Source organism: Pseudomonas sp. TUM22785, from assembly GCF_028198105.1.
Taxonomy (GTDB): domain Bacteria; phylum Pseudomonadota; class Gammaproteobacteria; order Pseudomonadales; family Pseudomonadaceae; genus Metapseudomonas; species Metapseudomonas solani.
Genome location: NZ_CP116239.1, coordinates 6,310,035 through 6,324,774 on the forward strand (window position 1 = coordinate 6,310,035; position 14,740 = coordinate 6,324,774).

At 67.9% G+C, this 14,740-nt stretch carries 10 protein-coding genes and 1 pseudogene; 1 reads left to right on the top strand and 10 read right to left on the bottom strand.

Translation table 11 applies throughout. From position 1 onward, the window contains the following. Position 1: 1 nt before the first annotated feature. The 10 genes and pseudogenes from PI990_RS28705 to PI990_RS28750 all read right to left on the bottom strand — a co-directional run bounded on the left by PI990_RS28705 (position 2) and on the right by PI990_RS28750 (position 12,633). A complete protein-coding gene (locus tag PI990_RS28705; RefSeq protein ID WP_271659201.1) occupies positions 2–2,089 on the bottom strand; it encodes an acetate--CoA ligase family protein in 2,088 nt (695 codons plus the stop codon). A gap of 10 nt (positions 2,090–2,099) precedes the next feature. Further along, positions 2,100–3,260, bottom strand: coding sequence for an acyl-CoA dehydrogenase family protein (locus tag PI990_RS28710; protein ID WP_271659202.1), 1,161 nt, complete (start codon positions 3,258–3,260; stop codon positions 2,100–2,102). Positions 3,261–3,277: 17 nt separating this feature from the next. Beyond that, positions 3,278–4,066: an enoyl-CoA hydratase/isomerase family protein gene (locus PI990_RS28715; RefSeq protein WP_271659203.1), complete on the bottom strand. Its 789-nt coding sequence runs from the start codon at positions 4,064–4,066 to the stop codon at positions 3,278–3,280. A 249-nt stretch (positions 4,067–4,315) separates the two neighbouring features. Continuing rightward, positions 4,316–5,740, bottom strand: a complete 1,425-nt coding sequence (locus tag PI990_RS28720; RefSeq protein WP_271659204.1) for an amino acid permease — start codon at positions 5,738–5,740, stop codon at positions 4,316–4,318. Positions 5,741–5,962: 222 nt separating this feature from the next. Beyond that, on the bottom strand, positions 5,963–8,188 hold the full coding sequence (locus PI990_RS28725) for an ATP-binding protein (RefSeq protein ID WP_271659205.1): 2,226 nt from the start codon (positions 8,186–8,188) through the stop codon (positions 5,963–5,965). A 170-nt stretch (positions 8,189–8,358) separates the two neighbouring features. Beyond that, positions 8,359–9,102: pseudogene (locus PI990_RS28730) on the bottom strand (substrate-binding periplasmic protein); the annotation flags it as partial. Then, positions 9,099–9,833, bottom strand: coding sequence for a response regulator (locus PI990_RS28735; protein ID WP_184490562.1), 735 nt, complete (start codon positions 9,831–9,833; stop codon positions 9,099–9,101). The pseudogene PI990_RS28730 and the gene PI990_RS28735, both read right to left, overlap by 4 nt. Before the next feature lie 110 nt (positions 9,834–9,943). After that, positions 9,944–10,591, bottom strand: coding sequence for a TetR family transcriptional regulator C-terminal domain-containing protein (locus PI990_RS28740; RefSeq protein WP_271659206.1), 648 nt, complete (start codon positions 10,589–10,591; stop codon positions 9,944–9,946). 113 nt (positions 10,592–10,704) lie between these two features. After that, positions 10,705–11,496: a class II aldolase/adducin family protein gene (locus PI990_RS28745; protein ID WP_271659207.1), complete on the bottom strand. Its 792-nt coding sequence runs from the start codon at positions 11,494–11,496 to the stop codon at positions 10,705–10,707. Positions 11,497–11,565: 69 nt separating this feature from the next. Next, the gene (locus tag PI990_RS28750; protein WP_442969306.1) at positions 11,566–12,633 is read right to left on the bottom strand and encodes an ABC transporter substrate-binding protein; all 1,068 of its coding nucleotides are present in this window, start codon (positions 12,631–12,633) and stop codon (positions 11,566–11,568) included. Positions 12,634–12,787: 154 nt separating this feature from the next. On the opposite strand from PI990_RS28750, the gene PI990_RS28755 reads away from it, so the two are divergent. Continuing rightward, positions 12,788–14,737 carry an oxidoreductase gene (locus tag PI990_RS28755; RefSeq protein ID WP_271659208.1) on the top strand — a complete coding sequence of 650 codons (1,950 nt, stop codon included), beginning with the start codon at positions 12,788–12,790 and terminating at the stop codon, positions 14,735–14,737. The last annotated feature ends 3 nt before the right edge of the window (positions 14,738–14,740 follow it).

Sequence of the window (14,740 nt, forward strand, 5' to 3'; positions counted from 1 at the left end):
GTCATTCGGCGAGGCGGATCAGTGCATCCACCGCCACGGCGCCTTCGGCGTCCGCCAGCAGCGGGTTCACGTCCAGTTCCAGCAGGCTGTCCACGTATTCGCAGGCGTAGTCGGCCACCGCGCGGATGGCCTCCACCAGCGCCTCCAGGTCCACCGCCGGGCGTCCACGGAAGCCGGTGAGCAGCGGCGCACTGCGCAGGCTGAGCAAGGCATCGCGGATCGCCGCATCGGTGGTGGGCAGCAGCAGGCTGCGGCTGTCCTTGAGCAACTCGACGAGGATGCCGCCAGCGCCCAGCACCAGTGCCAGGCCGAAGCCGTTCTCGCGCTTGATGCCGACGATCAGCTCCGCCAGCGGCGGGTTGGCCATGCGCTCCAGCAGCATCTGCTCGAAGGGCACGCCGGGCGCGTGGCGGGCGATGTTCGCGCGCATGTCGAACAGCGCGGCTTCCAGCGCCGCCTCGTTACGCAGGTTGAGCGCCACGCCGCCGGCCTCGGTCTTGTGCGGCAGTTGCGCACTGACCACTTTCAGCACCAATGGGAAGCCGACATCGGCGGCCGCTTCGCGGGCCTGTGCCGGGGTGCTCAGCGCGGCGCGCGGCAGCGGCAGGCCGAAGGCCTTCAGCGCCTGCTTGGATTGCCACTCGTCCAGCAAGCGGCCTTCGCCTTCCAGCGCCTGCGGGCAAAGTGGCACCAGCGCCGCTTCGCCACGGGCCAGCAACGCGTCGCGGCGCTGGCGGTAATGGGCGATGCGCCCCCAGGCGGCGAGGCCGTCTTCCACGCCTTGCAGCGCCGCGACGCCGTGGGCATGCAGCCGTTCACGGGCCGGCCTGGGCAGCAGCTCCGGCAGCGCGGAGGCGATGAAGCCCACCTTGCCGTGGCGCTCCAGCGCCGCGCAGTAAAGCTCCAGCAGCAGGTCGCATTGCGGGCGCTCGCCGGTCTCCTCGCCGGGGTAGTCGAGCACCAGCAACGCGGCGTCGGCCTCGGTCTGCAGGGCGCTGTCGAGCATCTTCTCCAGCGCCGGACCGTCGCCCCAGATGGCGGTGGTGAAGTCCAGCGGGTTGGCGATGTTGGCGTAGTCCGGCAGCACCTGGGCCAGCTCGGCGCGCTGGGCGTCAACCAGCGCGGGCAGGCCCAGGCCGTTGCGTTCGGCGTAGTCGGCTATCAGCCCGGCGTCGCCACCGGAGCAGGCCAGCGCCGCCAGGCGCGGGCCGGCCGGCAGGTTGCCGCAGGCGGCGGCCTTGAGGGTTTCGATGAAGCTCACCGGGCCGCTGACGCGGATCACCCCGAGGCGCTCGAACAGCGCGTCGTACAGCGCATCGGAACCGGCCAGGGAGCTGGTGTGGCTGAGCGCCAGTTCGGCGCCGATCTGCGACACGCCGGTCTTCAGCGCGATCACCGGGATGCCTTTGTGCAACGCTTTGTAGGCCGCGCGGGCGAAGCCGGGAACGTTCCTCAGCCCTTCCAGGTGCAGGCCAATGGCGGTGACGCGCGGCTCGTCGAGCAGCACGTCCATCAGTTCGGCCACGCCCAGCTGCGCCTGGTTGCCCACCGAGGCCATGTAGGCGATGGGCAGCGAGCGGTCGCTCATGGACAGGTTGTAGGCGAAGTTGCCGCTCTGGGTGAGCACCGCCACGCCCTTCTCCACCCGCTGCCCGCCGTGGGCCACCGGCCACAGCGCGGCGCCGTGCAGGTAGTCGAGCAGGCCGTAGCAGTTGGGGCCGAGCAGGGCCATGTCGCCGGCGCTGGCGAGCAGGCGGCGTTGCAGGGCCTCGCCTTCGGCGCCGGTCTCGGCAAAGCCGGAGGCGTAGCAGATGGCACCACCGGCCTCCTTGGCGGCCAGCTCGGCGACGGCCTGCAGGGTCAGCTCGCGATGGGTGGCGACAAACACCGCGTCGGGCCCTTCGGGCAGGTCGGCGATGGTGCGCACGCAGGGCACGCCTTCGAGCGCGTCGTGTTGCGGGTTGACCAGCCACATCGGCCCGGCGAAGCCGCCTTCGGCGCAGCGTTTGAGCGCGCGCGCCATGCTGCGGCCGCCGACGAAGGCGAGGTGACGGGGTGCCAGCAGGCGCTGGAGGTTTTCGCGTTTCATGGCACGGGCCTCAGCGCAGCAGCGGACGCAGCAGTTCGCGGGAAATGATGTGGCGCTGGATCTCCGAGGTGCCTTCCCAGATGCGCTCGATGCGCGCGTTGCGCCAGATGCGCTCCACCGGCCCCTCGTCCATCAGGCCCATGCCGCCGAAGATCTGCACCGTCTCGTCGGCCACCTTGCCCAGCACTTCACTGGCGAACAGCTTGGCCATGCCGGCCTCGCCGTCGCTCATGGTGCCGCGGTCCATCTTCCAGGCGGTGTGCAGGGTCATCAGCTCGGCGGCGCGGATCTGCGTAGCCATGTCGGCGAGCTTGAAGGCGATGCCCTGGTAGCTGCCGATGGGCTGACCGAACTGCTTGCGGTCGGCGGACCACTGCAGCGCCAGGTCCAGCGCGCGCTGGGCCTGGCCGACGCAGTTGGCGGCGACCATCACGCGGCCGGCGGTGAGCCAGGCGTTGGCCACTTCCCAGCCCTTGTCCACTTCACCGAGGACCTTGGAAGCCGGCACGCGGCAGTCGTCGAAGAAGATCTCGTAGGTGTGATAGCCCTTGTTGCTCACGCACTTCGGCCCCCGGCGCACGGTCATGCCGGCGGTGCCCTTGTCCACCAGGAAGGCGGTCACGGCGTTGCGCTTCTTGCCGTTGCGTTCAAAGGTGTCGGTCACCGCGAAGACGATGGCGAAATCGGCATGCCCAGCGTGGCTGATGAAGTGCTTGGCGCCGTTGATGATGAAGTCGTCGCCGTCACGCACGGCGCGGGTCTTGATGGCATTGGCGTCGGAACCGGCGCCCGGTTCGGTGAGGGCGAAGCAGTCGATCTTCTCGCCCTGCACGCACGGCAACAGGTAGTCGCCGATCTGCGCGCCGGTGCAGGCCATGAGGATCTTCGACGGCCGCGCAACGAACACGTGCAGCGCCCAGGACACCTTGGACAGCTCGCGCTCGACCAGCGCCTGGGACAGGTAGTCCAGGCCACCGCCGCCGACGTCCTCGGGCATGTTGAAAGCGTAGAAGCCGGCCGCCAGGGCCTTGCCGCGAATCTGCGCGGCCAGCTCCGGGGACACGGCGTCGGCGCGGTCCACGTCTTCTTCGTGGGGCAGCAGCTCTTTCTCGACGAAGGCCTTGACCGCCTCGACGAGCATGTCCTGTTCCTGGGTCAGTTGAAAATCCATGGCATCACCTGCAGCCGTCAGCGGCCGTTGAATTGGGGGGAGCGTTTCTCGGCCACGGCGCGCAGCGCCTCGGCGGCATCGTCACTGCGGCCGCAGAGCAGCCCGGCGGCCTGTTCGGCCTCCAGCTGCTGGGCCAGGGTGCGGCTGGCGCCATCGCGCATCAGGCGCTTGGTCTGGGCGAAGGCGAAGGTCGGGCCGGCGGCCAGGCGCGCGGCGAATTCGCCGACCTGTTCCAGCAGGTGTTCATCGGCAACCACTTCGCCGACCAGGCCGGCATTCAGCGCGCGCTCGGCGTTCCACAGCTCGTCGAGGAACAGCAGGCGCTTGGCCGCTTCGCTGCCGATCAGGCGCGGCAGGTGCCAACTGGCGCCGGCGTCCGGGCAGTAGGCCATGCCGGTGTAGCCGGCCTTGAAGCGCGCGGAGGCGGCAACGATGCGGAAGTCGCAGCACAGCGCCAGGTCCATCCCCGCCCCGACGGCGGTGCCGTTGACGGCGGCCAGGGTCGGCTTGTCCAGCCCGTGCAGGCGGCGCATCAGGGCGTGGGCGGTTTCGGTCCAGCCGTAGGTTTCCAGCTCGCCCCGGGCTTCGGCCTCGGCCCATTCGGCGAGGTCGGCTCCGGCGCAGAAGCTGCGGCACTCGCCGGTGAGCACGATGACGCGCACCGCCGGGTCCGCCTCATGGGCGTCCAGCAGGGCCAGCAGGTTCTTGAGCGTGGGGATGTCCAGCGCGTTGCGCTGTGCGGGGCGGTTCAGGGTGATCCAGGCGATACCGCCCTGGACCCGGCTGAGCGGAGATGGCTGTGTCATGCGGCCCTCGTTCTTGTCGTTGATTGTGTGGAGGCGAATGCGTGGCCTCATGCTAAACAGTCGTTCAACAAGACCACAATCCATCCCGCTAGCCCCTGTAACGAAGCACGTACAAAGGCTAGGAGGCGCCAGCCCTGGCGCCGAAGGCACCTTGAACGACGTTCGTATCCGGCGGCGTTACAACTTCGAACAAAGATGCCCCCAACGAAAAAGGCCCCGCAGTGCGGGGCCTTTCGGGTGAGGAGAGCATCAGCCGATGCTGGGTGCGACTTCGCTAGCGTCAAGACCGCGCTTGCGGCGGATCAGGTAGTAGGCGAGGTAGCACGCGGCGATAAAGCCGAACCCCCAGTAGAGCGACGGCCGCTGGGTGGGGTCCAGGGCGAGGAAGACGAACAGCGAGCAGCAGATGGCGATGCAGGCCAGCGGCACCAGCGGGAACAACGGCGCCGAGTACTTGAGGTCGGCCCGGGTGCCACCCTTGGCCATGTGCTCACGGCGGAAGCGGTACTGGGCGTAGGCGATGACGATCCAGGTCACGGTGCCGGCCATGCCGCTCACCGCCATCAGCACCATGAACAGGGTGTCGGCGGCGACGATGCTGGTCAGCAGCGACAGCAGGGCGAAGCACAGGGTGATCAGCAGCGCATACAGCGGCACGCCCCGGGCGCTCAGCTTCGACAGCTGGCGCGGCGCCATGCCGGTCTTGGACATGGCCCAGAGGATGCGGGTGGAGGCGTAGAGCCCGGAGTTGCCCACGGAAAGGATCGCCGTGAGGATCACGAAGTTCATCAGGTCGGCGGCATAGGGAATGCCCACCCTGTCGAACACCTGGACGAACGGGCTCTCCATCAGCCCGGCCTCCCGCCAGGGGACGATGGCGGCCAGTACGCCGATGGCCAGCACGTAGAAGATCAGCACGCGGAAGACCACGTTGCGCACTGCCTGGGGGATGCTCTTCTCCGGCTGGTCGGTCTCGCCGGCTGCGACACCCATGATCTCGCAGCCCTGGAAGGCATAGACCACCGTCATCATCACCGCGAACACGGCGGCCAGCCCGTTGGGGAAAAGGCCATCGGCCACCAGGTTGCCCAGGCCCGGAGCAACGTCCCGTCCCTCGATGGGAATGGCGCCGAATACCACAAGCAAACCGACCAGGATGAACACCAGGATGGCCGCCACCTTGATGCCGGAGAACCAGTACTCGGCCTCACCAAAGGCCCGGGTCGCCAGGGCGTTTAGGGAGAACAGCACCACGACGAACAGCCCCGACCATAGCCAGATCGGCACATCAGGGAACCAGCGCGTCATCAGCATCCCGGCGGCGGTGAACTCCAGGCCCACCGTGGACGCCCAGCTCATCCAGTAGACCCAGCCGATCATGAAGCCGGTGGCCGGGCCGATGAAGCGCGTGGCGTGGGCCTGGAACGAGCCGGAGACCGGCATCTGCACCGACAGCTCGCCGAGGCATACCATCACCAGGTACATCAGCAGCCCGGCGACCAGGTAGGCGAGGATGGCGCCCATCGGGCCGCCGGAGCCGATGGTGACGCCCGAGCCCATGAACAGGCCGGTGCCGATCACCCCGCCGAGCGAGAGCATGAAGATGTGCCGGCTCTTGAGTGCGCGGGTGAGCTGGATTTTCTCGCCACTGCCGGCGTGATGGGTCTCAGACATGGCGCACCTCCGGGGAACGGCGGGTGCGGGTGAGCGGAACTCTACGTTGGGTCATTGTTGTTATCTCCAATCGATCAGAGGCCGTGGCTCGAGCACGGATACCGCTGGATTATTCGAAGGAGATGTAAGGTGCCGTTGATCGCCGGGATCGAAGTTGTAAAAAGCTGTAATGAAGCTGTCTCGCGTCGTCGTCCCGACTGACAAGCCACCGCGGTGTGTTGCTCAACAGCCTGCCGAGTCGAACGGCTGCATGTGCACCTCGGCCGCCGCCCGTTCCCGGTCCAGGCGCTCGCTCCAGCCCTGCAGCGCCTCGCCCGCCAGGGCGGCGGTCTCCAGTTCCGCCAGGCAGTTCCCCAGGCCACGCCAGCCCAGTGAACGGCAGCTGCCGGCAAGCCGATGGGCCAGGCCGGCGACTTCGTCCCGGTCGTCGGCGCGGATGGCCTCGTGCAGCAGCGGCATCTGCTCGGCCAGCAGCTGGCGCAGGGCGCCGACCAGCGCCGCGAGGCGGTTCTCACCCAGCAGTTCGCGGTGGGTGGCCAGCAGCCGGGTGTCGAGCGCGGTTCCGTCGTCCGCCTCGTCCGGCGGCGGGCTGCCCGGCATGGCCAGTGCGCGACGCAGGGCGTCCAGGCGCAGGGGCTTGGCCAGTACGCCCTGCATGCCGGCCTCGAAGTAGCGGCGAACGCTGGCCGGTTGGACGCTGGCGGTGAAGGCAAGGATGGTCGTCGCCCAGTTGAGCCCGTCCACCTGCCGGCGGATCGCCCGGCACAGCTCGATGCCGTCCATGCCCGGCAGGTGCATGTCCAGCAGGATGAGGTCGAACGCCTGCTGGCGGCAGGCGGCCAGCGCTGGCTGGGCGTCCTCCACGGCCTGCACCCGGTGGCCGTCCCGCTCCAGCAGCCCCTGGGCCACGTCGCGGTTCAGGGCCACGTCCTCCACCAGCAGCACCTGCAGGGCACGACCCACGGGCGCATTGCCCTGCGGTCGGGCGACCGGCGACGTCGCGGGCTGCAGTTCGATGTCGAACCAGAAGCGGCTGCCCTCGCCCTCCCGGCTTTGCAGGCCGATCTGCCCGCCCATGGCGTCCACCAGCCGCTTGCTGATGGCCAGCCCCAGGCCGCTGCCACCGTAGCGGCGGGTGACGTCATCACTGGCCTGGACGAAGCGCTCGAAGATCCGCGCCTGGGCCGCCTCGGGGATGCCGATGCCGTTGTCGCTGACCACGAAGCGCACCCGCTGGGCTGCACCCGGCGCGGGGCTGGCGGTCACCTCCACCCGTACATCGCCGTCGGCGGTGAACTTCACGGCATTGGCCATCAGGTTGCTCAGCACCTGGCGGAGGAACTGCTCGGCCCCTCGGCAGCGGCGGTTCACAGACGGGTCCAGGCGCAGCGAGAGCACGGTGCCGTTGGCCTCGGCGCGGGGCTCCAGCAGCGTCAGCACCTCGTCCAGCAGCTCGCCCAGGTCGAACTCGACGGCCTCCGGCAGGCTCACCCCGTCTTCCAGGCGGGCGAACAGCAGGACTTCGTCCAGCACCGCCAGCAGGCCTTCCCCGGCCTTGTACAATGCATGCAGGCGCTTGCGCTCCAGCGTGCCCAGGTCGGCGTCGCGCAGCAGTTCGGCCATGCCGAGGATGCCGTTGAGCGGGGTGCGGATCTCGTGGCTCATGGTGGCCAGGAAGCGCATCTTCGCCTCGTTCGCGGCCTCGGCCTCCTCCTTGGCGCGCTGCAGGCTGGCGGTGCGCCGCTCGACCTGCCGCTGCAGCTCGCTGCGCTCGTGCCCCAGGGCCTGGCGCATGGTGTCGAGGGCCTGGGCCACGGTGTCGATCTCGTCGTGCCTAGTCCGAGCACGCTTGTCCAGCAGGAGCGGCTGCTGAAGGTCACCCTCGGCCATGCGCTGGGCAAAACCGGCCATGCGCTCCAGGTGACGCGTCACCAGGCTGTGGAACAACAGGCTCAGGGCCACGGCAAGACCGCAGAGGAACACGCCCATCCACAGCAGACCATCCAGCCCGCTCTGCCAGAGGCGCCGATGAACGGCCCCCAGATCGGTGGCCAGGGTCAGCTCGCCCAGGTGACGCTGCTCCCCGTCGGGCGGCTGATAGTCCAGCGAGAAATGCTCCACCCGCACCGGGCCGGGCACCTGGATATCGCCCTGGACCAGAGTGAAATCCTCGCTGGCGAGGCTCGCCCAGGCGACATCGGGAAAATCCACCAGCCCGCGCAACTGCACTTTGAGCTGGGCCTGGTCGAGGTCCCAGAGGCTGCGCTCGAAGCTGGCCAGGTAGCCGCTGCGGATCAGTTCCAGGCGCTGCTCGATGGCCTGCATCTCGCGCCGGTATTCCAGGCCCAGCTGCACCGCGCCGGCCAGCAGGGTGAAACACAGGCTGAAACCGAGAACCCGCTGCAGCAGGCGCCGGGCCAGCGGCCCGGGGGCGTGCCAGGCATTCATGGCGCCTCCAGGGCATCTCTAAAAACTACCTGCGTTGCCATTGCTGCGTTAAAAACAGGCTCAAAGTGCTCATTTACACTGCGTAAACTGCGCTTTTTCGCCTGTTTTTGCCTTGCACTGACGGCCTCGCCTACGTTTTTAGAGGTGCCCTCCAGGGGGCGACCCTGGGTGCGGTAGTCGCGCTCGCTCTCCTCCAGCCAGCGCTGCAGGCTGCCGTCGGCCTGCAGCGCCAGCAGGATGCGGTCGATGTCGTCGAGCCTCGCCAGGAGTGGCGAACGCCGCGACACGGCCAGCCGCAGGTAGTCCACCGCCAGGGGCTCGGGCGCGTCGACGATGGCCTCGCCTCCGGGCATGCCCGCCACGAAGAGCCGCCCGGTGCGCCGCTCGTAGGGGATGAAGTCGATGCGCTGGCGGATCAGCTTGCCGAAGTTCTGCCGGCTGTCCGAGACGTATTCGATGCGCCCCTGGCGGGTGACGAAGCGGTCGAACTCGGTGCCGTAACTTTCCCCGAACAGCAGCCCGCCGCGGTATCCGGCGAGATCGGCCAGGCTCTTCACCGCCAGGGGCTTATGGCGGTTGTAGAACAGCGCGACCTCCTCCCGCAGCACCGGCGCCTCGGCGAACGCCAGGTGCTGCTGGCGCTCCTCGGTGCGGTAGGCCAGCACCAGGTCGACGCGACCGCTGGCGGCGTCCATGAGGCATCGCTTCCAGTTGCCGAGGACCACCACCTGCATCTCGTAGCCCAGCTCCTCGAGCACCCGCTTCACCACCTGGGGCGCCAGGCCGCGCACGGCCTGGCCATCGCTCCAGGACACGGGCGGGTAAACCGGGTAGTCGCAGTAGCGCATGGCCTCGGCCGACAACCCGAGGCTGCACCAGCCCCAGGCCAGGAGTGCCAGCCAACGCATGCTCAAGCCTCGCTGGGGGTGGCCGTGAACAGGTAGCCGGCGCCGTGGATGGTGATGATCAGTTGCGGGTCGGCGGGATCATCGCGCAACTTGCGGCGCAGGCGCCCGACCAGCACGTCGATGGAGCGGTCGTTGGGCAACCATTCACGGTTGCGGATCTGGTCCATCAACTGGTCGCGGTTGAGGGTGTGGCCACTGTTGCGCAAGAAGGTACTGAGCAGTTGGAACTCGCCTTGCGTCAGCAGCGTTTCATGGCCGGAAGAGTCGATGATGCGCCGCCTGTCGGCATCCAGCAGCCAATCGCCGAACTGCTTGAGGACCTGGCGGACGGGACTGTGCTCCGCCTGGGCATGGCGAACCCTGCGAACCAGGTTCTTCGTCCGGGACACCAGCTCACGAGGGTTGAGGGGCTTGATCACATAGTCGTCCGCCCCGCACTCCAGGCCGACGATGCGGTCGATCTCATCGTTGCGCCCGGTGATCAGGATGATGCCGATCTCGGACCTGACCCGAAGCTCGCGGGTCAGGGTCAGCCCGTCCTTGCCTGGCAGACGGATGTCCAGCAACACCAGCTCGACAGGCTGGCCAAGATGGGAGGTCTCGGCCAACAGGACTTCAGCCTGCTCGGCATCGGCCGCGCAGAAGACCTCGTAGCCTTCATCGCCCAGGTAGGTCCGGAGCAGCTCACGAATCACCGGATCGTCGTCGACGACCAATACACGGGGAACCATCGCCATCACCCTTCACCTCCGGCGTACCGGAGATGTTTCTTATTCTGGTTTTCGGACGGTGACACCGAGGCCATGGCCTGGTGGCAGCAGCAGACTAGCCACTACTGAACAAACGATCAACAAGCGGATGTTCCGCCCTGAAAGCGCCGGTACGCGCCAGCCTGAAGGCCATCGACCCAGGCCTCGCAAATCAATACGCCCTGGTGGGGTGTGAAGGTCGTGGGGTTGAGCCCGGACTCCAGCCACAATCCATCCAGCAGCGCGCTCAGGCTTATAGCGGCCAGACCGGCGTCGAACGCGTGCCAATCCTCTTCGTCTGCCAAAAGGGCCAGGGCCCCGGCCAGCAGGTTGCGGTAATCGCCATAGGATTGATCGTGAATGCTCCTGATCGACTCGAGGCGAGTCACCGCACCCCAGAACACCAGCCAGGCGTCGAGCAGTTGGGGATCGAGCATCTCTGGCGAGAACGAGGCCTGGAAGAAGGCGGAGAGGCGCCTGCGGGCCGGGGCCGGGGCAGACTCGACGGCACAGTGCAGCAGGCCCATGACCCGCCCACTGACCGCCAGGTAGGCCTCGGCCACCAACGCATCCTTGCCCTCGTAGTGATGGTTGATCAGGCCAACGGAAACGCCGGCCTCGGCGCAGATCTTGCGCACGGAGGCGCCCTGGAAACCGTAGCGCTTCAGGCAGACCAGGGTAGCGTCCACCAGCAGGGCCTTGCGCTGCTCCGGCTCCAGCCGGGAAAACCGCACTTCCGTATTCATGTTAGGTCCTGTTGGTGCAACCACAAAAACGCCGGAGCCCGGCCCCGCAGAATGATACGTGGACACTCCGGGAAAAACCGACCCCGATCGAACGATTCATCGCCGGGACCGTTTCAGTCCCGGTAGTCGGGGGCCACCCGCTCCAGCAGCCTCAACAGCGCCTGCCAGGCCAGGTCCATCGCATCCGGGTCGGTCAGCTCGCCCTCCCCGACCGGTTGCGCGGGCTCGTTGAACTGGCGCTGGGTGTGCTCGCAGACTTCATGGGGCGGCAGCAGCAATTCGCCGCCGGCCTGTGCCGCCACCTGGATGTCGCAGGCCTTCTCCAGGTAGTACATGCGCAGGAAGGCCTGTGCGGGCGTCTCGCCAACGCTGAGCAGGCCGTGGTTGCGCAGGATCATCACCGGCTTGTCGCCCAGGTCCGCCACCAGGCGCTTCTGCTCATCGAGGTTGAGCGCCACGCCTTCGTAGTCGTGGTAGGCGACGCGGCCATAGAACTCCATGGATATCTGGTTCACCGGCAACAGCCCCGCCGGCTGCGCGGCCACGGCACAGCCGGCGCGGGTGTGGGTGTGCAACACGCACTGGGCATCTTCGCGGGCGGCATGGATGGCGCTGTGGATGACGAAGCCCGCCGGGTTGACCTTGTAGCGGGTGGGCTCCACCGCTTTGCCCTGCAGGTCGATCTTCACCAGGTCGCTGGCACGGATCTCATCGAACATCAGCCCGTAGGGGTTGATCAGGAAGTGATGCTCCGGCCCGGGTACCCGCACCGAGATGTGGGTGAAGATCAGGTCGGTCATGCGGAAGTGGGCGATCAGCCGGTAGCAGGCGGCCAGTTGCTGGCGCAGGGCGCGCTCCTCGGGGGAGCAGGACGATGGGGGCAGCGGGGCGTGCAGCGGCGTCATGGAAGGCTCCAGGGTCGATCGAAAAGGAAGCGGCCCACCGCCGAGGTGGGCCGGGCAAGGGGCACCCTATCAGCGTACCGCCCAGGCGTTGAAGCGCTCCTCCAACTCCTCGCCATGATCGACCCAGAACTCCACATCCATCGGCAGGCTCGCCGCCAGCGCATCGGGCGTCACCGGGATCCAGCGAGCCTGTTCGGCGTCCAGCGCGGCGGCAGCATCGCGGTTGGTCGGCCCGTAGGGGATACGGCGGATGTACTCCAGCTGCGGCGCCTTGCGGTTGGCGAAGGCGATCAGTCGCTCGGCCTGCTGCGCATGCCGGGAGCCCTTGATGATCGCCCAGTAATCCATGCCGTATAGGCTGCCCGGCAGCACCAGGTCGAGGTTGCGTCCGGCCTGGTGCGCCGCCGCCACGCGCCCGGAATAGGACGAGGTCATCACCACGTCACCGGCGGCGAGCCACTGGGTCGGCTGGGCGCCCGCCTCCCACCACTGGATCTGCGGCTTGATCTGGTCGAGCTTGGCGAAAGCGCGGTCCACGCCGCCCGGGCTGGCGAGCACCTTGTACACGTCGGCCACCGGCACGCCATCGGCCAGCAGGGCGAACTCGAGGTTGTACACCGCACGCTTGCGCAACCCGCGCTTGCCGGGGAATTTCTCCAAGTCCCAGAAATCGGCCCAGGACGTGGGCGCGACCTTCAACCGGTCGGCGTCATAGGCCAGGGCGACACCCCACACCAAGGCGGCCGAGCCGCACTCCTGGGCGGCGTCATCGATCAGCCGCTCACTGCCGCCCATGCGTTGCCAGTCCAGCCGCTCGAACATTCCGCTTTCACAGCCCCGCACCAGGTCCGGCCCTTCGATCTGCACCAGGTCCCAATCGACGTGGCCGGTGTCGGCCATCACGCGGATGCGCGCCATCTCGCCGTTGTATTCGCTCTGGATGATCGGCTTGCCGTCTTCGGCCTCGAACGGCTTGAAGAAGGCTTCGCTCTGGGCCTTCTGGCCGTCACCGCCATAGCCGACGACCACCATGTCGGGTGCGCCCTGGGCCGCCACGGCGGGCATCAGCGCGGCCAGCAGGGTGATGAGAGACAGGTTCGGGAAGCCGCGCGAAGGGCGCGAAGAGTCGTGTCGCATGAGGTTCTCCCATTGTTCTTGTTGTGCAGGGATGGCCCGTCAGGGGGCACGCATCACGCTAGTTGCCACCCAGTTAAAAAACAAGTTGATTTTTTACTACAGGTAAATCAGTAATGGATTAATAAGAATTCCAGCAACCCCGACGAGGATTGCCATGCACGCCTTCCCGCACCTGTTCGAACCCCTGCACATCCGTGGCAAGCGCCTGAAGAACCGCATCATGTCCAGCGGACACGACACCAGCCTGCCCACCGACAACCGGGTCAACGACGCGCTGATCGCCTACCAGCGAACCCGCGCCGAAGGCGGCGTCGGGCTGATCGTGCTGCAGGTGGCCGGGGTGCACGACAGCGCCCGCTACACCTCGCACGTGCTGATGGCCACCGACGACACCTGCATCGAGGGCTACCGCGAACTGGCCGAGGCCTGTCAGGCCCACGGCACCCTGGTGCTGTCGCAACTGTTCCACCCCGGGCGGGAAATCATGGAGACCGCCAGTGGGCTGCTGGCGGTGGCCTATGCGCCCTCGGTCAGCCCCAACGAGCGCTTCCGGGTAATGCCCCGGGCGCTCGACCAGCGGATGATCGACGAGATAGTCGCCGGCTACGGCACCGCCACCCGCCGTCTGCGCCAGGCCGGCCTCGATGGCGTGGAAGTGGTGGCCAGCCACGGCTACCTGCCCGCCCAGTTCCTCAACCCCCGGGTCAACCACCGCGAGGATGGCTACAACGGCGACCTCGACGCGCGCCTGCGCTTTCTCCGCGAGGTGCTGGCGGCCGTTCGCCAGGCCGGCGGCGAGGACTTCATCGTCGGCCTGCGCATCTCCGCCGACGAGCGCGATCCGCAGGGGCTCAGCGAGGATGAATCGCTGCAGGCCGTACTCGCCCTGGAAAGCGAGCTGGACTACGTGCACCTGGTAGCCGGCACCTCCGCCTCCCTCGGCGGCGCCGTGCACATCGCGCCGCCCATGGCCATCGCGGCGGCCTACCTCGCGCCGACCGCGGCCTGGTTCAAGGCACGACTGCACATCCCCCTGTTCGTCACCGGGCGCATCAACCAGCCCCAGGAAGCGGAGCAGATAATCGCCAACGGCCAGGCCGATGTCTGCGGCATGACCCGCGCCCTGATCTGCGACCCGTTGATGCCGGAGAAAACCGTCGGCGGCCGCGTCGAGGACGTGCGCGCCTGCATCGCCTGCAACCAGGCCTGCATCGGCCACTTCCACAAGGGCTACCCGATCTCCTGCATCCAGCACCCGGAAACCGGCCGCGAGCTGCGCTATGGCCAGCCGGCCAGAGCCACTCGGGCACAGCGCATCATGGTGGTCGGCGGCGGCCCAGCCGGCATGAAGGCCGCCGCCGTGGCGGCGCAGCGTGGCCATGAGGTGACCCTGTTCGAAGCCGCTGCGCAGCTCGGCGGCCAGGTGCTGCTGGCGCAACTGCTGCCCCGGCGCAGTGAGTTCGGCGGTGCCGCCACCAACCTGCAGCGGGAAATGGAACTGGCCGGCGTGAAGGTGGTGCGCAGTACCCGCGTCGACCGTGCCCTGGTGGAGCGCGAGCGCCCGGACCAGGTGATCATCGCCACGGGCGCCACGCCTTACTGGCCGGATTTCGAGCGCGGCGGTGCTCTGCAGGTGGTCGATGCCTGGCAGGTGCTCAGGGGCGAGGTGCAGCTCGGCCCTTCGGTGATGGTCGCCGACTGGCGTTGCGACTGGATCGGCCCCGGCATCGCCGAGCACCTGGCGCGCAACGGTCACCGGGTGCATCTGGCGGTGAATGGCACCCACTGCGGCGAAAGCCTGCCCCTCTATGTGCGCGACCAGATGGTGGGCGAGCTGCACCGCCTCGGCATCCCCATCACGCCCTACGCACGGCTCTATGGCTGCGATGACGACACCGTCTACATGATGCACACCGCCAGCGGCGAGCCCATGCTGTTCGAGGCCGTGGATACCCTGGTGCTGTGCCAGGGCCACCAGCCGCTGGATGAGCTGGGGGCGACCCTGGAAGGCCTGGTGCCCTTCCAGCGCATCGGTGATTGCCTGGCCGCACGCACGGCGGAGGAAGCCATATTCGAGGGGTTGCAGGCGGCCTGGGAAATCTAGGGC